The following is a 22,657-nucleotide window of genomic DNA, read 5'->3' as shown; positions in this document are numbered from 1 at the left end:
CAAGAATCAATTCTGCAAACGTTCCCAAAACAAATTTAAAATATTTAAACCATACTAATTCAATAAACAGAACAGACAAGAATCGGGGTGAGTTATGAACTATCCAGTCATAGCAAAGAAATTACTTGAGCAACTCGGCGGAAAAGAAAATATCCAAGCACTTGCTCATTGTGCCACACGCTTAAGATTGGCGCTAAAAGATGAGTCAATCGTCAATGAAGAAGCCATTGATTCCTTAGACGGTGTTAAAGGTCAATTTAAAGTCGCAGGCCAGTATCAGATCATTTTTGGCTCTGGTATCGTAAATCAAGTTTACGCAGAGATGGCTAAATTAACTGGGTTGGCAGAAATGTCGACCAACGATGTCGCAAGCGCGGGGGCGCAAAAACAAAATGTCTTTCAACGTGCGGTGAAAGGCTTATCTGACATTTTTGTTCCAATCATTCCAGCGATTGTTGCGGGTGGTTTGTTGATGGGCCTATTCAATGTCCTGACGGCCACTGGTTTGTTTATTGAAGGCCAATCACTCATTGATGCTAATCCGGGCCTTGCTGATTTGGCAAGCATGATTAATACCTTTGCTAACGCACCTTTTGTTTACTTACCTGTTCTGTTGGCATTTTCTGCTTCGAAAAAATTTGGTGGTAACCCGTTCCTTGGGGCGGCACTGGGTATGTTAATGGTTCACCCAGACTTGCTTAACGGTTGGGGTTTTGGCGGCGCATCAGTCTCCGGCACTATTCCAACGTGGAATATCCTTGGCTTTGAAATCCAAAAAGTCGGTTACCAAGGCTCAGTACTGCCGGTTTTAGTTTCAGCCTTTATCCTCGCTAAAGTTGAAAACGGCCTGCGTAAGGTTATCCCTTCGGTACTGGATAACTTATTAACACCAATGCTGGCTATTTTCATTACTGGTTTTGTTACTTTCACCCTTGTTGGCCCTATCACTCGTGATATCGGTTTCCTACTTGGTGACGGCCTAAACTGGTTATATGACTCTGCAGGTTTCGTTGGTGGCGCATTGTTCGGTTTCATTTATGCACCATTTGTTATTACCGGTATGCACCATAGTTTCATTGCCATTGAGACGCAACTTTTAGCCGACATCGCGGTTACTGGCGGTACATTCATCTTCCCTATCGCTGCAATGTCCAACGTAGCACAAGGCGCTGCAGCACTAGCCGTTGGCTTCACAACCAAAGACATTAAACTAAAAGGTATTGCGGTACCTTCAGGGATCACAGCCCTACTCGGTATTACTGAACCGGCTATGTTTGGTGTCAACTTAAAACTTCGCTATCCATTTATTGCTGCCATCATTGGTTCAGCTTGTGCAAGTGCATTCATCACTCTCTTTAACGTGAAAGCTCAAGCCCTCGGCGCTGCAGGTTTACCGGGAATTATTTCCATAAACCCTGAAAAAATCAGCTACTACGTTATTGGTATGTTAATTTCCTTTGTGGTTGCATTCGGCTTAACTCTGGTATTAGGAGCAAGAGAGCGAGCAAAACAAGGTGTCCAAGCAACGGCATAATTCCACTCCCCCTATAGGTAATTATGCTCCTGAGCCCACTCACTGAGTGGGCTTCCTTCATTCGAATAAAGACTTACTGGAGAAATAAAGATGAACAAAGTATGGGTAACAGGCGACGCAGTGGTTGATTTGATTCCAGAAGGTGATGCTCACTATTTAAAATGCCCTGGTGGTGCTCCCGCTAATGTTGCTGTCGCAATAGCCAGGTTAGGAGGCAATAGTGCTTTTTTCGGTCGTGTAGGTAACGACCCGATGGGTCGATTCATGCAATCGACTTTAAGCGATGAAAACGTCAGTACCGAGTATCTGCTATTAGATAAGAATCAACGCACTTCAACGGTCGTTGTTGACTTAGATGAACACGGTGAGCGCAGCTTTACCTTCATGGTAAAACCGAGCGCCGATCAATTCCTAAGTATGTCTGATATCCCTTCCTTTAAAGCTGGCGAATGGCTGCACTGCTGCTCTATCGCACTAGCAAATGAACCAAGCCGAAGTACTACCCTTTACGCTATACAAAAAATGAAAGACAGCGGTGGCTTTATCAGTTTTGACCCAAATCTCAGAGATGATGTATGGTCAAAACCAGAGGAGATGAGCGAAGTGGTTATGAAGGCTGTAGCGATGGCAGATGTCGTTAAGTTTTCTGACGACGAACTATTATTTCTGACACAAACCACCAGTATTGAGGCAGGTTTAGCGACTCTCAAGCCGCTTTCGATCCCATTGATTGTCATTACTCAAGGAGCAAAAGGGGCGCTAGTTATTACGGCAGAAACTCAAACTTTAATATCTGGTACACCCGTCTCCCCTATTGATACCACCGGTGCTGGCGATGCTTTTGTCGGTGGTCTCCTGCGAAAACTCTCTTTCCACCAAGAGTGGTATAAGGCCTCAGTCATCCACGAAGCCGTTAGATGGGCAAATGGTTGTGGCGCACTCGCAACGACGAAGAAAGGAGCAATGACCGCATTACCTGATGAAAAAGCCCTGCTCTCATACATTTCATAACACTCTCTCCCCTTTGACAAAACAAAGTATGAACCCCATTTTATTTTGGGGTTTATTTTTGTCGATTGGATTCATTCCTTGCTGCAATACATTTCGGCAATTATCATGAAAACTTTATTTTGAAGAGAGTTTAAAGCATGTCTGCTGCAGAAAAATCATCCAAGAAACTGAGTTTCTATATTATTGGATTAATTTTGTTTATTTGGTTTTACAGTTTGTGGGCAGACCGAGTTACGCCAATGACGAGCACCGCACGAGTTCATTCTTATTTAGTAAGAATTGCTCCTGAAGTGTCAGGTAACATCACAGATGTTAATGTTATCAATAATCAGGTTGTTCGCTCAGGTGATGTATTATTCAAGATCGACTCAAGAAATTATGAAATTAACCTAAAAGCAGCTCAAGCCAATTTAGAAATTGCCGGACAAAACATTGGTGCGAGCACAGCAGCAGTTGAAGTGGCACAAGCTAAAGTCGTTGATGCACTAGCAGCGCGTAATAATGCCAGAGAACAAGCTGCACGAGTCACTGAATTAGCAAGAAAAGGTGTGTTAAGTAAAGCGGATCTCGATAACGCGATTGAAGCTCGCGAACGCACTCAAGCGTCACTTAAAGCCGCAGAGGCCTCATTAACACAGGCACAACAAAATTTGGGTCCAAAAGGTAGCAACAACCCACAAATTTTGTCTGCGATGGCCAAGCTTGAACAAGCGCAATTAGATTTACAAAAAACACAAGTTCTCGCGCCTTCCGATGGCATAGTGACTAATCTACAACTCACCACAGGCCAAAAAGCTACCGTTGGTTCGCCAATACTGACTTTCATTGATCCTCGAGGTGTGTGGATCTCAGCATTAGTGAGAGAAAACTCCATAGAATACATCCGTGTCGGTCAGCGTGTTGAAATTGTACTTGATGCATTACCGGGTCGTGTCTTACTCGGTAAAGTAGACAGCATTGGCTGGGGTACTGGGGGTAGTAATAATATCGACCAAACCACTGGCTTTTTAAACGCAGATACCAAGTCATTAAGTGCTCAACGTTATCCGGTTAACATTGTTTTTGAAAATGGCGAAGTACCGTCTAACATTCGTTATGGTTCACAAGCTACTGTGGCTTTCTTTACTGAACAAAGTAGCTTTGGTGAATGGCTAGCACGAATCTGGATGCGCATCGTGAGTATATGGACTTATGTTTCATAGTGCGGCTAATCCAATTATAAGGTTGGTTTTCGCCCCAATATTGTTACTGTTTTACTTGCAGTTTAACGGTGCAGCCATGCCGATGTTGGCGCCAATATTTGTGGTGATATTTCTAACCATCATGCCCTCTAAGCCACCGGTTAGTCTGTTGCTAAAATTACTGTTGGTGATGTTTTTTATCAGCTTTATTGTGGTCAATCTAAGTGAAATACTGGTTGATACGCCAACCGGCTTTGCTCTGTTTTGTTGGGCTTTGCTATTTTTGAGTTATTATCGTAGTCACCGTGATCCTAAAGATATCCTATCAACATTAACACTCATGGTCGTCATCATCATGGCGGTAATGACAAAGCAAATGGGCGTATCCGCTAGTGTTTTACCTTGGTTAATGTTTGAAGCTCTTACCATTGCTATCATCGTCACTTCATTGAGTTTTTTAATCTTTCCTGGCGACGAACAAGACATTCAACCAGATGAACAAAGCCAGGAGAAAACCACCGCACATATTCCTTTGATTGTATTCAAAGCAACGGCCATGAGTTTGGTGTTAGCGGCATTGATCGGTACTGGTAGCTCTCAGTCAATATTGATTGCAATCACTATCAACAGCATGATTAAAACGCCAATACATCATGAACACAAAATGTTTAGCCATAATCGGCTATTCACCACCGCCATTGGTATACTATTTACGGTACCAGTGATGTTGCTATTTATGTTTAATGTACCAACTTGGGTTGTATTAGGCGTTGCTTTATTTTGTGGTATTCAACTGGCTTGCTATGCCATTCGTTGTAACTGTCGGCTGAGTATTTACCAATTGCTATTTACAAACTTTACCGTATTAACCTATCAAATTATTAAAAATCAAGGTACAGACTCGATGACCGCGGAGTTGCTGCGTTTGGTTTCGATAGTCATTGCCATTTTTATCGGCGCGCTTATTTTAAATGTCGGGAAATCCGTTGATAGTACGATATTAGCTAAAGATTAACCTCCTCAACGGCTAACTTCACAGTACTCTATCCGCAATAGTCATCCATACTGATAGATCTCAGTAGAGCATCAATAATACAGGACGTGAATAAGTCGATACTGATTCACGTCCCTACTCTCTTTTCTCATCACCGTACTTCGCAGTGTTCAGAATAGGGACTCAATCTGTAGTCCAAATGATATCTCCATAAATCTTTCATATTTTTGAAATTGAATGCTCATGAATATGTCACAAAACTCAACCACCATAGCATCAAACGAAACCTCTAATGTCTCGTTCGAAACTCACAAGGAAACTGACATGAAAAAGCTATGGTTAGCGGGTTTGCTATCAGCAACCGTTTCGGGAACAACATTCGCAGCAACTGAAATTACATGGTGGCACGCCATGGGGGGGCAACTTGGCGAAACCGTCAATAAAATCGCAACCGATTTTAATGCCTCTCAAAATGATTACAAAATCACCCCTATCTACAAAGGCTCTTATCAAGAAACCCTTACCGCAGGTATCGCCGCATTTCGTGCAGGACAATCACCAAATATCCTGCAAGTGTTTGATGCTGGTGCGGCAACTATCATGACTGCAAAAGGCGTCGCCAAACCAGTTCAAGACATTATGCTTGAGTCAGGTTACTCGTTCAGTTCAAATGATTACTTAGCCGGTGTTCGTAATTTCTATGCCGATAACAACGGCAAAATGGTCGGCATGCCCTTTAACAGCTCAACGCCTGTGCTTTACTACAACAAAGATATTTTTGCTAAGGTTGGTGTTGACGCCCCTAAAACTTACGAACAGCTAGAACAAATCGCTGGTAAGTTGAAATCTCAGGGCTACGCCAGTTTTTCTCAGTCCCTCACACCTTGGATCATGTTTGAGAACTTTAAGTCTCGTCACAACCTGCCGCTAGCTGATAAACACAATGGTTACGATGGGCTCCCTACTCAAATCATGTTCAATACTGATGATATGTTGATGCATGTTAAGAAACTAAAAGAGTGGTCTGACAAAGGTTACTACAAGTATTACGGCAGTGACTGGGATGCCAACCAGACCCCCTTCGAACGTCAAGAAGTCGCGATGTGGATGGGCTCATCAGGCTCATTTGGCGGACTACGCAACCGTGTCACCTTCAATTTAGGCACAACCTATTTACCTTACTGGCAATCGGTCAATCCAAATGCTGGGCATACCTTTATTGGTGGTGCAGCTCTATTTGCCCTTAACGGCCACGAAAAACTACAAGACAAAGCGGTGGCTGCATTTTTTGACTACCTAACCAAGCCTGAAACACAAATGTATTGGCATAAAACCACTGGTTATGTACCAGTCACCAATGCGGCTTATGAATTGACGAAACAATCAGGTTATTACCAACAGCAACCTGATGCTGAAGTCGGTGTAAAACAGCTTAGCCTCGCTTCAGGAGAGTGGACTAAAGGCTATCGCCTTGGCTACTACCCACAAATTCGTCAAGTTATGCATCGTGAATTTGACAACATTTTTGCAGGCCGAACCAGTGTTGAAAAAGGGTTAGATAACGTCGAAATTGAAAGCAATCAACTGCTGAAACGTTTCGCGCGAACCGTTCAATAACGACTCACTAAGCCGAAGCCCTTAGTCACTAGCTAAGGGCTTATCTCTTTTATTTAACGTATTTGGGTCTAATTGTGGAACGTCGTCAACAATTTTGTCATTCATCCCTACCCTATCTGTTTTTGGCACCTCAAATTGCCATAATTGCGGTATTTTTTATTTACCCAGCAGCAAAAGCGGTCTATCTATCTTTCATGTTAGAAGACCCATGGGGGCTATCTTCAACCTTCGTCTGGTTCGAAAATTATCAAGTACTATTCGAGTCGAGCGAGTACCTGAAATCGATAGGCTTTACTTTGTTGTTTTCTCTATCCGTCTCATTTTTGTCGCTCGCTATCGCACTGCTGCTGGCAGTGAAAGCCAATAATATCATCCACGGACAAAGCCCTTACAAGATTACGCTAACTTGGGTCTATGCCGTTGCACCAGCCGTAGCCGGTATCATCGGTGCTTTTCTATTCAATCCACACATTGGCGTACTTACTAACGTTTTCAGTCATCTAGGTTGGGAGTTCAGCTTCCAAACAGATCCGATTGACGCCACATTTGCACTGATTTTGGTTTCAGTCTGGAAGCAAATTTCGGTGAATTTCGTCTATTTCCTAGCGGGATTGCAATCTATCTCACTCGCTATCAGGGAAGCTGCGATGCTTGATTGTGTGAGTGATTCGAAACGTTTTTGGACCATCACCTTCCCTTTACTTGCACCGACTGGCTTCTTTTTATTGATCATTAACCTAACTTATGCGTTTTTCGAAACCTTTGGCGTGATAGACACAATGACCTCTGGTGGCCCCGGTGGCAACACTACATCATTAGTTTACAAAGTGTATCGTGATGGCTTTGTTGGTGCCGACCTAGGCGGTAGCTCGGCCCAATCCGTGGTGCTGCTTTTATTGGTTCTGATACTGACATTTATCCAGTTCCGCTTTGTTGAAAAACGCGTTCATTACTAAGGAAAGAATATGAAAAGTAATCGACTTTCCGACCACCTAATCCTTATCACTGGTGCTTTGTTTATGGTGGTTCCTATCTGGTTGATATTCGCTAGCTCAACCCACAATCCTAATACCATCGTGAGCGAAGGCTTACAGTGGTTACCTGGCGACAATTTTAGTGCTATTTATAGCGAAGCATGGAGCAAGAGTGTTGGTTTTAGCGGTGATGTCAACGCACAAACGATGATTGTTAACTCGATGATCATGGGGCTCGGTTTTTCTATCGGTAAAATCATTATTTCTATGCTGGCTGCTTATGCCTTAGTTTACTTTAGACTACCCTACGCCAGTGCTTGGTTCGGACTGATTTTTGTCACACTGCTACTACCGTTAGAAGTACGAATTATTCCATCTTATGAAGTCGTCTCTCAGCTTGGCATGCTCAATAGTTACACAGGGCTTATCTTGCCGTTAATCGCTTCGGCAACCGCCACTTTCTTCTTTCGCCAGTTTTTTAAAACCATTCCAGACGAACTGCTTGAGGCCGCTCAACTCGATAACGCAGGACCGATACGCTTTTTCATCGATATCTTACTGCCATTATCAAAAACCATGATGGCGGCTATTTTTATCATCATGTTCGTTGTGGGCTGGAACCAATATTTATGGCCAATCATGATGACGACGGATGAGAGCTACAACACTATCGTTATGGGCATCAAACAAGTACTCAACAGCATTAATGAGACCAGTTCCCCGCGCTATGACTACGTCTTTGCTATGGTGATTTTAGCGATGCTACCTCCGGTTTTAGTGGTAGTTATATTCCAACGCTGGTTCGTAAAAGGATTAGTTGAAAGTGAAAAATAACGCCTGTAAGAGCAAACCATCTATTTCGCATACAAACACTGAAATAAAGCACACATTGGTTATCACACTATGAACACAAAAGTATCTCAATCCCATACGGTTCAACCTATTCAAAACTCACCGGAGTTCAAAATGCTAGAGCTCAGACAATTGGTAAAAACCTACGACAATGGCCATCAAGCTGTGAAAGGAGTCGATCTCAGTATTAAAAAGGGGGAATTTATCGTCTTAGTTGGCCCGTCGGGGTGTGGAAAATCATCTATACTACGCTCGATTGCCGGACTTGAAGCCATTTCTGGTGGAGAAATTCACTTAGCCGGTCGTCAAGTCGATAATGAAAAACCAGCTCTGCGCGATATCGCTATGGTCTTTCAAAATTACGCCCTTTACCCACATATGAGTGTTTACGATAACCTTGCTTACGGGTTGAAGAATCGTAATGTCGATAAAGCAACCATTGAATCAAAAATCACCAAAGTCGCCAAAACGCTCAAAATTGAAGACTATCTTGAACGCAAGCCAGCCAAGCTTTCTGGCGGACAACGACAGCGTGTCGCCATGGGACGCGCCATTGTACGTGACCCGCAACTTTTTTTGTTTGATGAGCCTTTATCAAACTTAGATGCCGCCCTACGTGCTCACATGCGCCTAGAAATCAAAAAACTACAACGCGAATTAGGCGTAACCAGTGTCTATGTGACTCATGATCAAGTTGAAGCAATGACGTTAGCGGACAGAATTGTGGTACTAAACCAAGGCAAAATTGAGCAAGTTGGGACTCCTGCGCAAGTTTATCACCAGCCAGCAAGCCAATTTGTTGCCAGTTTTATGGGTAGCCCTGCGATGAACTTTCTCCCAGCAAAGTTAGCGTCTGGTTACTTACATATTGGTTCTCAGCATATTTATCTACCCGACTATCGCAGCTTGTCATCTCAAAATATAACGGTCGGCATTCGCCCCGAACATGCGAGCACCATGCCGTCCAATGATGCGATTGAACTTAATATGAATATCGCTGCTGTCGAACCACTCGGGCCAAATCAATTAGTTCACGGTATTGTCGGTAATCAACCATTTATCGCAGTGACTGCTGAGATTCATCTTGATCACGATAAACCACTGCATTTGTTTATTAACCGAACCAATCTCCATATTTTTGATGAACACGGTAAAAGGCTTTGCCCTATTATGCACACTAAACAAGCGATTGCGTAAAATTCATCAATGAGGATACGAATACCAGCAAGGGGATATTGTGAGCCTATCGTCTAGACAAAAAGATATTTTAACCTATTTAGAACGCTCCAATGGCGTACTATCTAGCACTATCTTATCGAATCAATTTTCTGTTTCAGTGCAAACCATCCGTAAGGATCTCAATGAATTGAGTGATAAAGGGATGGTAAAACGTGTGCATGGTGGTATTTGCTTACCTGGTGACAACGATAATTTGTCGTACAGCAACCGCGATATACTCAACCTTTCAGCCAAGCAACGCATCGCTCGACAAGTCGTCAGCGAACTGCCCGAAGGCATCAGTATTTTCCTCGGTATAGGTACTACACCCAAAAATGTTGCTCATGCTTTACTTGATCACCCGGGCTTAACGGTTGTCACTAATAATATCAATGCTGCTTTAATGTTAAGCCGCAACCCTAATATTGTCGTACATTTGGCTGGCGGTGCAGTGAGAACTTCTGATGAAGATACCGTTGGTGAGGCAACTACCCACTTCTATCGTCAGTTCAATATAAAGATAGGCATATTTGGCGCAGGCGGTTTAGGAAATAAAGGACAATTGCTTGACTTTACACCTGAAGAAGCCTGTTTAACACGCGCTATCATTGAGCATAGCCAGCAGTGTTGGTTAGTTGCCGACACCACAAAACTTGGCCGTTACGCACCGATTGTGAGCGGTCAATTGTTTGAAATAAAAAGAATGTTTGTAGATGAAGAAAACAATGCTATACAAACCCTATGTCAGCAAAGCAATACTGAATTGGTGGTTTGTTGCTAGAATTAATTGCTCTGTAAAAATAGTACAGCAGTCAAGTACGATGCTATTGTTTTGTCACCAATTCTACCTCGAAAAATAAATGTAATAAGGAATAAGTATGTCTTTAATCGTTGTTGGGCATCGTGGTGTAGCTGGTCGCTTTCCTGAAAATACCAGAGTCAGCGTCCAAGCTGCGATTGATTTAGGTTTAGATTGGGTAGAAATCGACGTGCAACCAACCAAAGATAATGTATTGGTGGTATGCCATGATCACACTATTAACCGCTGTAGTAATGGCAAAGGCCGGGTGGATGCCTATACCCTACAACAACTCAAACAACTTGATTTTGGTCGTTGGTTTAATCCAACCTTTACTGGTGAGCCCATTATGACGCTTGAAGAATTATTGATTTTGGCAGCCAAGCACAAGTTAGGGCTCAATATTGAAGTAAAGGTCGACCGGCACGATGTTTCAAACGTTGCTCAACAATTAAAACAGCAGCTTGATCATAGTCCAATCGACAAAAAAAATATTTTACTCTCTAGCTTTAGCCACGACATCATGCGTACGCTAGCGCTATATTGCCAAGGCTATAAATTAGGAGTGTTAAGTGAAAGGCTATCGAAAAAGGACTGGCAGCTGTTAGAAGAGATCAATGCTTTTAGCTGTAACTTAAACTTCCGTTGGACAAGCAAAAAACATGTCCAACAACTCCAACAAGCGGGATATCAAGTGTGGTGTTATACAGTCAACAACCCAAAGAAACTGCGCCATTTACAAACTATTAATGCTGTGTTTAGCGACTATCCAGAATTGTTTTTGGATAATCATTAACCTTCACATTAAACAACATACTGAGTTTCAGACATACCAAGTCCTGTAAAATTCCGGTATTGAACCAATTTAGGGTAATAAAAAACCCGCTCAATTAAAGCGGGCTAATGTATTGATTATTAATACTCCATGACTCGAGCAACATAGCTAAAATCACCAGAATCACCATGATAATCACGGTAGAGATCAACAGAGAAAAACTTTGGATTATCCTGATCAATACGTAATGCTATTTTTTTGTTTAGTGCTTCCAGATCTTTTTCACCATAAACATAGAATTTTTTCTTTTGTTCAAGCTGTAATGCTTTCGCATCATGTCTGCTGATATAAATCTCGCTATACCTTTCCACAACAAAACCTGAGAAGGTAATTTCTTCGAAACTTGTTTCTTCGTCAATAGTCACAAAGAATTCACCTTCTTGCTCAACCATCATCAATTGGCTCATGGTTTGATCGACATTTTGCACATCCAACACTTCTGGGGTCTGTGCTGATACATTTGCAGCTAGTGACATCAAAAAAAGCGAAATAAGTGTTTTTTTCATTATGATTACCTTCTGTAGATTGGCGTTTTTATCCAAAGATTTCTATCACTGCTTTGCTATATAAAGTTGCAGGTAGGCCGCAAGTGACTCGATTTAACAAGAGAATAAATAAGAACGCATAATGTGGTTAATCGTATATGAAGGACACCACCCTTCATTAACTTATTTGTGAATCACCAATATCCATGTAGGACTCAATCAATCATAAGAGAGAGAGCAAAGATCATAGGTTAAGATACTATCGCGACGCAAAATATTATTACTCATAGAGAGAGCCATCATGAAAAAACAACAATTACTGCTGAGCACATTACTCATATTCACTTTGCCTTCGCTATCATATGCAAATATTATCGTTGACACAAAGAATGTTGATGAGCAGAAATATCATGCTGACTTATATGAATGTGATCAGTTATCAAATCAAGTTGAACAACAGCAAACTGATTCACTGGGTCACGATGTATTAGGCTCCACAGCCAAAGGAGCAGCATTGGGTGCGGTCGGCAGCGCGATTGGTGGCGGCAGTGGTTCTAATGGCGCTAAAGTAGGAGCTGGCATTGGAGTAATTGGTGGAGCTTTAAAACATGGCTCAGAAAAACGTCAAGCAGAGCAACAATATGATATTCAAAAACAAAATGTTATGCGCAACTGTATGATTGGACGTGGTTATACGGTTTTAAACTAGCACGCTTTCTATATAACCAGAACTTGGTTAACAAAATACTCTTCTGAACTCCTATCACTCTAGCCACCTATCATCACAAGGATGTGTTGAAGATTCTTAAAAAACAACCATATAAAAAACTGCGAACCAATCGCAACTTTTTATTTTTCACTTAGGTTAATAATTAACTAGTCAGCGACTTTCACAGCAGAGAAATCATCTGGTGCCGATATTGTTTCTAGTTCCCATGAACCAGCTTCTTCAGTCATTTTAAGCACACCGTAAGCCGCATTACTAGCGAGATTAAATGCGGCTGAATATTTCCCGTATAAACAAATACAGCATGAGATTGAATTGAGATAATGCTGTTCATATGTTCTCTAGCCACATATAAAACCAGATTCATTAAACTACATTGTAAATTAACAAGTTAGTATTGATTAATACCATTTGATGGGTTAAATCCATAAAATATTAAGTATGGCTATTTAAAATTGGAGCTAGAAAAAAACCTCGTTACAACGAGGCTTTAAAATTAAAATAAATCTAGCGCTACTAATTATCTTTCATTTTTTCAGAACAAATGACCAACCAAACTGGAACCGCTAACATTAATAGCAATAAAGACCACATCCCAGCGTCAGGCCCTGCACCATAAATGGTAGCCACTGAAAATAGGAATGCGACACTTGCAATCGGCCAGTAGGATTTTATATTCAAAACTTGAGATAATTTATCTCGCTTAACATAAAGAATACCTTCCACTAAACAACAAAATACATAAGGAATCATTGCTGTATCTGTCGATAAGTTAACGATGAGATTATAAAATGTAGCCAATGCACTAGACCCTGAAGCATCAATAAGCAACAAAGCGCTTGATAACATTACAGAAAGCAAAATACCATTTCTCGGTGTACCGCTTTTCGACTGCTTACCAAAAAAGCCCGGCATGGCTCCATCTTTTGCAGCTGCCATAGGCACCTGTCCCATCAACAATGTCCAACCGTTAATGGCACCGAGAGAAGAAATAACAGCAGCAATCGAGATAATCATCGCAGCGGTAGGCCCCCAAATGGCATTGGCTGCATCAGCAAATGGCGCACTTGAGTTTATTAGTGTTTCTCTTGGTAAAACACCCATAACAACGGTAGTACCCAGTATGTAAACCAGTGCCGAAACAGTGGTACCTAAAATGGTGGCTCTTGGAATGGTTTTTTCTGGGTCAATGACATCACCGGCCGGCACTGTTGCCGATTCAATCCCTAAAAAGGCAAACATAGTTAAAGGCGCCGTGGCCGCTAAGGCACTTAAAAAGGGCTTATCACTTGGATTTAGTACATCAAAGTGTCCCCAATCAACCCAAAATAAACCAAAAATACTAATCGCAATAAAAGGGACTAATTTGGTATAAACCGTTACGGCTTGAAATAAGCCCGCTTCTTTCACTCCGCGGATATTAATGAGAGCAACAAGCCACATGGCGCCTAAACCAATCGCAATTTTTAACACACCGTTACCTTGTAACAGTGGGAAGATCTGCGACAAATAACCGACGAGTCCAGCAGCCATAGCAGGTAATGAAGCCCAGATTGAAATCCAATAACCCCAGGCAATTAGAAAACCAGTAAATTTACCAAAACCTAATCTAGTATAAGCATAAGGCCCACCCGCTATAGGACTAATCCTTGCTAGTCTCGCAAAAATCATTCCTAAACAAACGGCAGCAAATGCCATGACACCCCAACCAATAATGGCAACTGCGCCATAAGGAGCCAAAGCCGCAGGCGCAATAAAGAATCCTGAACCAATCATGTTACCGATGATTAAAGCGGTACACATACCTAAACCAAGAGATCGCTTAGATTGCGGTGTATTATTTTCGTGCATGTTTAACACCTTTATGGATATTACTGGTACTAAAAAAGAAGTGACATAGTAGGCTAACCCCATACATCACTTCTTCTGTAAAACAACAAAGACTGAGGTATTGCTTTATCGAATGACAGCCATTACTGACTGATATTATAGCCTTGATAGTCGTTTAGTGTTTCTTTTGTTGGCTCACCAAAATACTGTGTGTACATCGGTACAAAATCATCCGACTGATATAGCTCACTCAGACTGCGATCAATCAATAAACGAAAATCATCGTTATTCTTAGGCAGTGCTAAACGGCCGTATGCAACCTCAAACACCTGAGGCGACAACTCCACATTGCTCAAGTGAGAGTGATGAAGCTCACCGATTAACTCAAAACGGTCGGCAAAATACGCATCCGCCAAACCTTCCGATACCAATTTAACACCCTCTTCATGTGTCTTCGCGGTAACCACCGTTGCAACTACACCCAGTTGTTTAATTTTGTTGCGTACCCAAGCCTCTGTTACCGTACCTTCATGAACCACGTAAGTATGATTAGCCAAACCACGGTTCACCGTCGCACGCCATTTAGGACCAGTATGAGCCGGCTTATCTTCCAGTACTCGTTTTAAATCCGCACTCGCATTTTCGTTAATGACCGCGCTTAAGCCACCCTTGCCAATTGGCGTTGAAAAACTAACCTGCTCACGACGAGTCAGTGTTTCCATGGCCGCGCCACACAACAGGTCAAGCTCACCCTCTGCAACTTGTTGTAAACCCTCATTGAGTTGGGTTGGGTGATACACAACTTTCATATCACCATAGCCCGGCTGAGCTTTGATGCTATCTGCCACTTTGTTACACAAATCAATCGCGTAACCCTTTGGCTCACTAGCCTTGTCATTCAACGATGAATACGGCGCTTCATCAGCCACATAACCAAAGTTTATTTGACCTGTTTGCTTAACATTCGTTAGCACATCATTGTTCGCTTGAGCACCAAACGCTGACATCAGTAATGTCATTGCCATAACGCTCAATGACCCTATTTTATTCTGTACCATATCGGTATTCCTTACTTCAAAATCTGTAAATTCGTATCGTTTAATATCGAGAGATTACGCAGCGCTTGACTCAGTATCAGCCGTTTTGCTGTCATCGAATCGATACGCGATGAAACCATACAATAGGTAAGAGAGCATCATGACGACCATACCACCAAATACCGCTTCCATACCTGAAGCATACAAGGCATAAGCGCTGTAAAGGATAGCAATAAGCATAACGACAATGTTCAATTTGAACGCATTACCCGTCACGTTTGCTTTACGCATAACTATCACGAGTGCTGAAATCGCGGTGATATAAGGAACAATGTTAGTAACCGCTGCCAAGTTGACTAATTTATTAAACTGCTCGGTCGCATCAGGTGACATGGTTGAAACGGCCATTAATGTCTGAATCACACCCGCAATCAACATACCTAGAATTGGTGCCCCTGCTTTACTCACTTTCGAGAAGACTTTCGGGAACATGCCACCGTCGGCTGTGAATTTGGCTGTTTGTGCCAACGTGAACTGCCAACCTAAAAGCGAACCAATACAGGCAATCACTGCCAATGCCATAATGATGTTACCGACTACTGGGTTAAACATTTGTGCATAAACGTAAGCAAAAGGAGCGGTTGACGTCGCAAGCTCTGCATTCGGTATAATACCTTGGATAACAGTCGTCGACAGAATGTACACCACAGCCGCACCCAAAGTACCAAACAAACACGCTAATGGTACGTTTTTCTTAGGGTTTTCTACGGCGTCTGAGTTTTGTGCCGCCGATTCCATACCCAGGAACGCCCATAATGTCATTGGAATACTTTGAGCAATTGCATCACTAATCGCTAGGTTATTTGGGTTCCAAGCTTGTGCAAACACATCACCAGAGAACCAGAACCAACCAATGACACCCAAGCCAGCAACCGGAATAATCACACCCCACACGGTAATTGCACCCAGTTTACCCGTTAATTTAGGCCCACCGAAATTAGCCAGTGTAGTAACCCAAATTAGACCAACCACACCAACAAAGAGTGGTGTTGCGCCAGTTCCTAACCATGGGAAAAACGGGGTTAAATAGCCCACCGCTGAAATGGCAATCGCTACGTTACCAATCGCTAGTGATAGGTAATAAAGGAATGAAGCCATGAAAAAGCTCGACTTACCATGCGCTTCTTCAGAATAGGCAGACATACCACCCGAGCGATTACAAAATACCCCGAGTTGAGCAAAAGCATAAGCGATAGCCATTGAACCAACCGCTGTCACTATCCATGACAGTAGTGACACCGCACCAATTTGTGCCATGGTGGCCGGTAACATAATAATGCCCGACCCCATCATATTCACAGCCACTAGCGTGGTTAAACCCGCCAGTGTCATTTTTTTATTTGTATCAGCCATACAAAAGATCTCTTAAACATTAAATAGATTAAAATCACATGCTTTCAAAAAAATGACAAAAACAACACTTATCATTGTTAAAACACACTCAAAAAAACAGCCACAAACAATCATTTAAAATAAAAATTCATTCTAAATTAATTATTTAACCGATAATTTAGACAACATACATAGCATAAAGCCAGTAAACAGATGATGATAATATCTAACAAACCTAGCGATCAAAACTCGCTTTTGATGGACCAAACACTACAAAATGAGCATCTTCTTTTCAAAACAAACCATATAAATAAAAAACACCAATAATAAAAGCATTAGAAATTAAATGTTACTTTTTAATTAATTAAAAAACAGAAAATAGTTGAAAAAAATAAACCTTATAACTAGCATTACTTTCAATTAATTTTTTGCCAAATAATCATTCACTAACTACACTTATCCGGGTATAAATGTACCACTCCATATCAAAATAATTGATACGGATAATTTATCCATATAGCAACATAGGATATTAAATCAATGAAAAAGAAATTGATCGCCATTGCAGTGGCAAGTACTCTCGCACCAACACTGGTATCGGCAGCAACGGTATACCAAAATGATGATACTATTTTAAACATAGGAGGAAGAGCTGAAGTCAGAGGGAATATTTCTGATGCTAACAAAACAGCAGATAACAATAGCTCTTATGAAGACATGTCACGTGTACGTTTAAGTGTTGATGGTCAACAAAAACTGTCTGATGACGTCTCTTTTGTTGGTAAATATGAATTTGAGCTCGTTGAATCTGACGATGCTGATAGTGATGATGTTGCTTTCAATACCCGTTTTTTATACGCAGGTATAGAGACTAGCCATGGCAACCTTTACTACGGACACCAAAATAACGCCGTTACTTACTTAACTGATTGGACGGATATGGCAGAAACCTTCAGTGGTTATGTTAACGAATATACCGTATCGACGGCAGACAGAGCCAAAAATGTCCTGCGTTATGAATTCACTACTGATTATGGATTGACTTTTCAGGTTGACGGTAATTTCAATTCAGACAGTGGCAGCGCACAAAGTGATGGCTATGGTGTGGTGCTTGCCTACAGCATTCCGGTTGGTCTAGATATTGGTATTGGTTACTCCGCCAGCGATGAAACTTACGGCAATGGGAACGACACAGATACATCTGACGCTTTTATTGCTGCCGCAAAATATACTAATGATAACGGTATTTGGTTAGCCGCAATGTATCAAGGTGGTAGCCTATCTAAGGAAGCAATTAAAAATTCCGATTACAACGCAGCAGACGCTTACTTAGGTTATTCCTTTGGCGATAACACAGTTAATTTGACCTACAGCTATTTCTCTGCCGACAAAATTGACGACCTAGATATTAATTTCATTGCCATCGAGTACGCTCGTTATATGGGTAATGTAGCTTTTTATGGTAGTTACAAATTTAACCTGCTCGATGAAGGTGAAGGTGGTGTAGGTGATAATGATGAAGATGAGTTAATGCTAGGTATGCGTTACAGTTTCTAATCATTATGCATTACAGACTCAATAGATAAACAAAACCCCCTCGTTGACTAACGAAGGGGTTTTATTAATTCTTTTGTCGATAACTCTCAACTCTCGTTTTCAACTTAAATTTTTTGATACTGTTTTCAGTCATTGTGGTGCACAAATAGTCAAAGTGGCTATCCAACCTGCATTGCGGGAAAGGTAAATCTCGAACAGTAAAGGCAGCTAAAAAACCAAGAACAGATAAAAATTATCGTTCTCAATTTAGTTCATGCCCATTGAGAATTGTATGTAAATGAGATATTTAGCCACAGGTCAAAGCCGAGTTGATTCAAACTAGATTCGATCTCGCTTCTAAAATTATCGAAATCATTGATCGTAAAATCGTTATTTTTATTTTCTAAAATGAACGTAATATCAATAGCTAATTGGCGCCCAATCTTGGTTGACCTCACTACTGGGGTTCCTAATTGGTAACGTCGTGCTATATCATTAGCGGTGCCTGTCAGTTGATCTTGGATACGATCATCGGGAGCCATTAATAGCAACTCTTTTATACTCTGCGCTAAACGTTTCCCAGGAACTTGAATAAAGTACAATGAAGTGATGATCACTGCCAATGGATCAATGTAACCAGAAAGGTGACCCCATGATGTCTGTTTTAGAACATAGCTAATTATAAAGGAGACAATGACAAGTACACTAAATGCAGTATCCACTAACCATTGTTCAGATTCCGCTTGCACTAAATCGGGCATATCCTGCCCTTTAGCCTTAATGTAAAGCCAGCTAGATAAGCAGATTACACTCGTAACCACACCATATCCCATACCAGCAATCGCATTCATTGGCTCTTCGACACCGCCAATGATGGTAGAAATGGCATTAGCCATGCCATACAAACATATAACGATAATAACGATAGATTTAACGGTAATAACTAAAGGTTCAATTGCCGTCCTTCCCATTTGAAAGCTACTTTTTTTTACTTTAAGGTGATGCTGCTCATCATTATTAACTAAGTTCAGCGCATACAGAGACATCACAGAGAGGATGATAGAAACACCAGAGTAAATAGCATCAAACAAAATAATACCAGACTGTATTGCTATCCCCCATGAAATTCCCACCACGGTATATATAACCCCCATACAAATGGAAAATTTCAATATTTTCAATTCATTATTGTGACTATCGTTTTCCATTAATTACTCCTTATCACTCATCTTTAGGACGCAATGTCAGAAATAATACAGGGGTGTTTCGCAACACTATATGAATCCCATAGAGTATGGGCAAGAAGCGTTATAAGTACGAGTCCACCACCCAGCATATTTTCTATTGAAGGTTGTTCTTTTAGCACTATATAAACAAAAAATGGACCAAGTAATATTTCTAACAATAGAATCAACCCCGTTTGAGCTGCTGGTAAATATTGTGTCGATTTTGCGATACATACCCCTGAAACAGGCACAACAATACAACCAAGCACCCCCATGTAAAGAATAGGCAAACCTTCAATTGCCATTGGATTAGCACCATTAACTAAACCAACAATCGACATGGTTAACCCCCCAACAATCAAAAAGCGGCTACTATTCTCACCTTGATTGGATCGTAAAATAACCAAATAAATAGCAAAGCTGATTGCCGCGACAATCGCGTATAAATCTCCAGTTACCCCTCCCGTTCCCGCTGGCGCATAGTCAAAAATTACGCCCACACCTACAATAGCAACCGCAATGGCTATCAAGGTATGAAAAGGCAGTTTTTCTTTAAGAAAAACAAAAGCAACCAACGCTGCAAAAAATGGCGCAGTATTAAAAATAACTAATGCACTCGTGACCTGAGTATTATTTAGCGCCAAAACAAAAAATGAGCTTGAGGCTGCAAAGGCAAAGCCACCAATAACAATTAAAGGCGATAGATTGATTCGCTTATTACTAGACGAGTTAGCACTCATCTTTAATTTTGCGTAGTTCATTAGTATTAAAGTCAAAGAGAGTAAAGTACCTCTCCAAAAGATAAGATTCCACTCAGATGTATCTACTAACTTTACCAGTAAACTATCAAAGCTTAAGATCGTGACTCCACATAATGCAATCAACCCACCTTTTTGTTTATCATTCATAATATCACTAACCATATTGATAGCAGAACATCGTGATTAACTTGGCATAAATTAACCACAATAAAAATGCCTACTTATCAATTGACTCAATACAATTCAATTAACAAGCAGGCATTAAAATAACAAACAATAATTACTTGCTAATACTATAGCCTTGATAGTCGTTTAGTGTTTCTTTTGTTGGCTCACCAAAATACTGTGTGTACATCGGTACAAAATCATCCGACTGATATAGCTCACTCAGACTGCGATCAATCAATAAACGAAAATCATCGTTATTCTTAGGCAGTGCTAAACGGCCGTATGCAACCTCAAACACCTGAGGCGACAACTCCACATTGCTCAAGTGAGAGTGATGAAGCTCACCGATTAACTCAAAACGGTCGGCAAAATACGCATCCGCCACTCCTTCCGAGACCAGTTTGATGCCCTCTTCATGTGTCTTCGCGGTAACCACCGTTGCAACGACACCCAGTTGTTTAATTTTGTTTCTTACCCAACCCTCTGTCACCGTACCTTCATGAACCACGTAAGTATGATTAGCCAAACCACGGTTCACCGTCGCACGCCATTTAGGACCAGTATGAGCCGGCTTATCTTCCAGTACTCGTTTTAAATCCGCACTCGCATTTTCGTTAATGACCGCGCTTAAGCCACCCTTGCCAATTGGCGTTGAAAAACTAACCTGCTCACGACGAGTCAGTGTTTCCATGGCCGCGCCACACAACAGGTCAAGCTCACCCTCTGCAACTTGTTGTAAACCCTCATTGAGTTGGGTTGGGTGATACACAACTTTCATATCACCATAGCCCGGCTGAGCTTTGATGCTATCTGCCACTTTGTTACACAAATCAATCGCGTAACCCTTTGGCTCACTAGCCTTGTCATTCAACGATGAATACGGCGCTTCATCAGCCACATAACCAAAGTTTATTTGACCTGTTTGCTTAACATTCGTTAGCACATCATTGTTCGCTTGAGCACCAAACGCTGACATCAGTAATGTCATTGCCATAACGCTCAATGACCCTATTTTATTCTGTACCATATCGGTATTCCTTACTTCAAAATCTGTAAATTCGTATCGTTTAATATCGAGAGATTACGCAGCGCTTGACTCAGTATCAGCCGTTTTGCTGTCATCGAATCGATACGCGATGAAACCATACAATAGGTAAGAGAGCATCATGACGACCATACCACCAAATACCGCTTCCATACCTGAAGCATACAAGGCATAAGCGCTGTAAAGGATAGCAATAAGCATAACGACAATGTTCAATTTGAACGCATTACCCGTCACGTTTGCTTTACGCATAACTATCACGAGTGCTGAAATCGCGGTGATATAAGGAACAATGTTAGTAACCGCTGCCAAGTTGACTAATTTATTAAACTGCTCGGTCGCATCAGGTGACATGGTTGAAACGGCCATTAATGTCTGAATCACACCCGCAATCAACATACCTAGAATTGGTGCCCCTGCTTTACTCACTTTCGAGAAGACTTTCGGGAACATGCCACCGTCGGCTGTGAATTTGGCTGTTTGTGCCAACGTGAACTGCCAACCTAAAAGCGAACCAATACAGGCAATCACTGCCAATGCCATAATGATGTTACCGACTACTGGGTTAAACATTTGTGCATAAACGTAAGCAAAAGGAGCGGTTGACGTCGCAAGCTCTGCATTCGGTATAATACCTTGGATAACAGTCGTCGACAGAATGTACACCACAGCCGCACCCAAAGTACCAAACAAACACGCTAATGGTACGTTTTTCTTAGGGTTTTCTACGGCATCTGAGTTTTGTGCCGCCGATTCCATACCCAGGAACGCCCATAATGTCATTGGAATACTCTGCGCAATTGCATCACTAATCGCTAAGTTATTTGGGTTCCAAGCTTGTGCAAACACATCACCAGAGAACCAGAACCAACCAATGACACCCAAACCAGCAACCGGAATAATCACACCCCACACGGTAATTGCACCCAGTTTGCCCGTTAATTTAGGCCCACCGAAATTAGCCAGTGTAGTAACCCAAATTAGACCAACCACACCAACAAAGAGTGGTGTTGCGCCAGTTCCTAACCATGGGAAAAACGGGGTTAAATAGCCCACCGCTGAAATGGCAATCGCTACGTTACCAATCGCTAGTGATAGGTAATAAAGGAATGAAGCCATGAAAAAGCTCGACTTACCATGCGCTTCTTCAGAATAGGCAGACATACCACCCGAGCGATTACAAAATACCCCGAGTTGAGCAAAAGCATAAGCGATAGCCATTGAACCAACCGCCGTCACTATCCATGACAGTAGTGACACCGCACCAATTTGTGCCATGGTGGCCGGTAGCATAATAATGCCCGACCCCATCATATTCACAGCCACTAGCGTGGTTAAACCCGCCAGTGTCATTTTTTTATTTGTATCAGCCATACAAAAGATCTCTTGATAATTAAAATGTGTTGATTGTGGGTTCACAATCAAAAATGGCGAT

General features: G+C 41.7%; 20 protein-coding genes. 12 read left to right on the top strand and 8 right to left on the bottom strand.

The window, feature by feature from the left end:
* Positions 1 to 94 precede the first annotated feature (94 nt).
* From MCT08_RS07910 to MCT08_RS07865, 10 genes are all read left to right on the top strand, one after another.
* On the top strand, positions 95 to 1,534 hold the full coding sequence (locus MCT08_RS07910) for a sucrose-specific PTS transporter subunit IIBC (protein ID WP_053312341.1): 1,440 nt from the start codon (positions 95 to 97) through the stop codon (positions 1,532 to 1,534).
* A 90-nt stretch (positions 1,535 to 1,624) separates the two neighbouring features.
* A complete protein-coding gene (locus MCT08_RS07905) occupies positions 1,625 to 2,545 on the top strand; it encodes an aminoimidazole riboside kinase (protein ID WP_274678199.1) in 921 nt (306 codons plus the stop codon).
* A 137-nt stretch (positions 2,546 to 2,682) separates the two neighbouring features.
* On the top strand, positions 2,683 to 3,747 hold the full coding sequence (locus tag MCT08_RS07900; RefSeq protein ID WP_274678198.1) for an HlyD family secretion protein: 1,065 nt from the start codon (positions 2,683 to 2,685) through the stop codon (positions 3,745 to 3,747).
* Entirely contained in the window at positions 3,737 to 4,741 is a 1,005-nt protein-coding gene (locus MCT08_RS07895) for a DUF2955 domain-containing protein (RefSeq protein ID WP_274678197.1), read from the top strand. Before MCT08_RS07900 ends, MCT08_RS07895 begins: the two co-directional genes overlap by 11 nt.
* Positions 4,742 to 5,044: 303 nt before the next feature.
* A complete protein-coding gene (gene ugpB / locus MCT08_RS07890) occupies positions 5,045 to 6,337 on the top strand; it encodes a sn-glycerol-3-phosphate ABC transporter substrate-binding protein UgpB (RefSeq protein ID WP_261917693.1) in 1,293 nt (430 codons plus the stop codon).
* Positions 6,338 to 6,411: 74 nt separating this feature from the next.
* The gene (locus tag MCT08_RS07885) at positions 6,412 to 7,293 is read left to right on the top strand and encodes an ABC transporter permease subunit (protein ID WP_053312346.1); all 882 of its coding nucleotides are present in this window, start codon (positions 6,412 to 6,414) and stop codon (positions 7,291 to 7,293) included.
* 9 nt (positions 7,294 to 7,302) lie between these two features.
* The gene (gene ugpE, locus MCT08_RS07880) at positions 7,303 to 8,145 is read left to right on the top strand and encodes a sn-glycerol-3-phosphate ABC transporter permease UgpE (protein ID WP_176246517.1); all 843 of its coding nucleotides are present in this window, start codon (positions 7,303 to 7,305) and stop codon (positions 8,143 to 8,145) included.
* A gap of 69 nt (positions 8,146 to 8,214) precedes the next feature.
* A complete protein-coding gene (gene ugpC, locus MCT08_RS07875; protein WP_425609328.1) occupies positions 8,215 to 9,360 on the top strand; it encodes a sn-glycerol-3-phosphate ABC transporter ATP-binding protein UgpC in 1,146 nt (381 codons plus the stop codon).
* A gap of 40 nt (positions 9,361 to 9,400) precedes the next feature.
* Positions 9,401 to 10,162: a DeoR/GlpR family DNA-binding transcription regulator gene (locus MCT08_RS07870; protein ID WP_420911026.1), complete on the top strand. Its 762-nt coding sequence runs from the start codon at positions 9,401 to 9,403 to the stop codon at positions 10,160 to 10,162.
* Positions 10,163 to 10,259: 97 nt separating this feature from the next.
* Positions 10,260 to 10,976, top strand: a complete 717-nt coding sequence (locus tag MCT08_RS07865; RefSeq protein ID WP_168521985.1) for a glycerophosphodiester phosphodiesterase family protein — start codon at positions 10,260 to 10,262, stop codon at positions 10,974 to 10,976.
* Positions 10,977 to 11,095: 119 nt separating this feature from the next.
* On the opposite strand, the gene MCT08_RS07860 is transcribed toward MCT08_RS07865, so the two are convergent.
* Positions 11,096 to 11,521: a hypothetical protein gene (locus MCT08_RS07860; RefSeq protein WP_168521983.1), complete on the bottom strand. Its 426-nt coding sequence runs from the start codon at positions 11,519 to 11,521 to the stop codon at positions 11,096 to 11,098.
* Positions 11,522 to 11,801: 280 nt separating this feature from the next.
* On the opposite strand from MCT08_RS07860, the gene MCT08_RS07855 reads away from it, so the two are divergent.
* Positions 11,802 to 12,209 (top strand): glycine zipper family protein, encoded by a 408-nt coding sequence (locus tag MCT08_RS07855; RefSeq protein ID WP_168521981.1) that lies wholly within the window; start codon positions 11,802 to 11,804, stop codon positions 12,207 to 12,209.
* A 534-nt stretch (positions 12,210 to 12,743) separates the two neighbouring features.
* Here the strand turns inward: MCT08_RS07855 and MCT08_RS07850 are convergent.
* The 3 genes from MCT08_RS07850 to potE (MCT08_RS07840) form a co-directional block, all read right to left on the bottom strand.
* The gene (locus MCT08_RS07850; RefSeq protein ID WP_176314024.1) at positions 12,744 to 14,078 is read right to left on the bottom strand and encodes an amino acid permease; all 1,335 of its coding nucleotides are present in this window, start codon (positions 14,076 to 14,078) and stop codon (positions 12,744 to 12,746) included.
* 122 nt (positions 14,079 to 14,200) lie between these two features.
* Positions 14,201 to 15,115 (bottom strand): amino acid ABC transporter substrate-binding protein, encoded by a 915-nt coding sequence (locus tag MCT08_RS07845; RefSeq protein ID WP_274678196.1) that lies wholly within the window; start codon positions 15,113 to 15,115, stop codon positions 14,201 to 14,203.
* 54 nt (positions 15,116 to 15,169) lie between these two features.
* Positions 15,170 to 16,507, bottom strand: a complete 1,338-nt coding sequence (potE, locus tag MCT08_RS07840) for a putrescine-ornithine antiporter (RefSeq protein ID WP_274678192.1) — start codon at positions 16,505 to 16,507, stop codon at positions 15,170 to 15,172.
* A 519-nt stretch (positions 16,508 to 17,026) separates the two neighbouring features.
* Here potE (MCT08_RS07840) and MCT08_RS07835 point away from each other — a divergent pair.
* Positions 17,027 to 18,043: a porin gene (locus MCT08_RS07835; RefSeq protein WP_274678195.1), complete on the top strand. Its 1,017-nt coding sequence runs from the start codon at positions 17,027 to 17,029 to the stop codon at positions 18,041 to 18,043.
* A gap of 251 nt (positions 18,044 to 18,294) precedes the next feature.
* Here the strand turns inward: MCT08_RS07835 and MCT08_RS07830 are convergent, their stop codons facing one another.
* The 4 genes from MCT08_RS07830 to potE (MCT08_RS07815) all read right to left on the bottom strand — a co-directional run bounded on the left by MCT08_RS07830 (position 18,295) and on the right by potE (MCT08_RS07815) (position 22,596).
* A complete protein-coding gene (locus tag MCT08_RS07830; protein WP_261928057.1) occupies positions 18,295 to 19,230 on the bottom strand; it encodes a cation diffusion facilitator family transporter in 936 nt (311 codons plus the stop codon).
* Between the two features lie 23 nt (positions 19,231 to 19,253).
* Positions 19,254 to 20,156 carry a DMT family transporter gene (locus MCT08_RS07825; protein WP_274678194.1) on the bottom strand — a complete coding sequence of 301 codons (903 nt, stop codon included), beginning with the start codon at positions 20,154 to 20,156 and terminating at the stop codon, positions 19,254 to 19,256.
* Positions 20,157 to 20,289: 133 nt separating this feature from the next.
* Positions 20,290 to 21,204, bottom strand: coding sequence for an amino acid ABC transporter substrate-binding protein (locus MCT08_RS07820; protein WP_274678193.1), 915 nt, complete (start codon positions 21,202 to 21,204; stop codon positions 20,290 to 20,292).
* 54 nt (positions 21,205 to 21,258) lie between these two features.
* Positions 21,259 to 22,596: a putrescine-ornithine antiporter gene (gene potE, locus MCT08_RS07815; protein ID WP_274678192.1), complete on the bottom strand. Its 1,338-nt coding sequence runs from the start codon at positions 22,594 to 22,596 to the stop codon at positions 21,259 to 21,261.
* Positions 22,597 to 22,657 lie beyond the last annotated feature (61 nt).

The organism is Vibrio aestuarianus (assembly GCF_028858425.1).
Lineage (GTDB): Bacteria > Pseudomonadota > Gammaproteobacteria > Enterobacterales > Vibrionaceae > Vibrio > Vibrio aestuarianus.
Note: the sequence above shows the minus strand (reverse complement) of the source record. Positions and strands in the feature narration are given on the sequence as shown.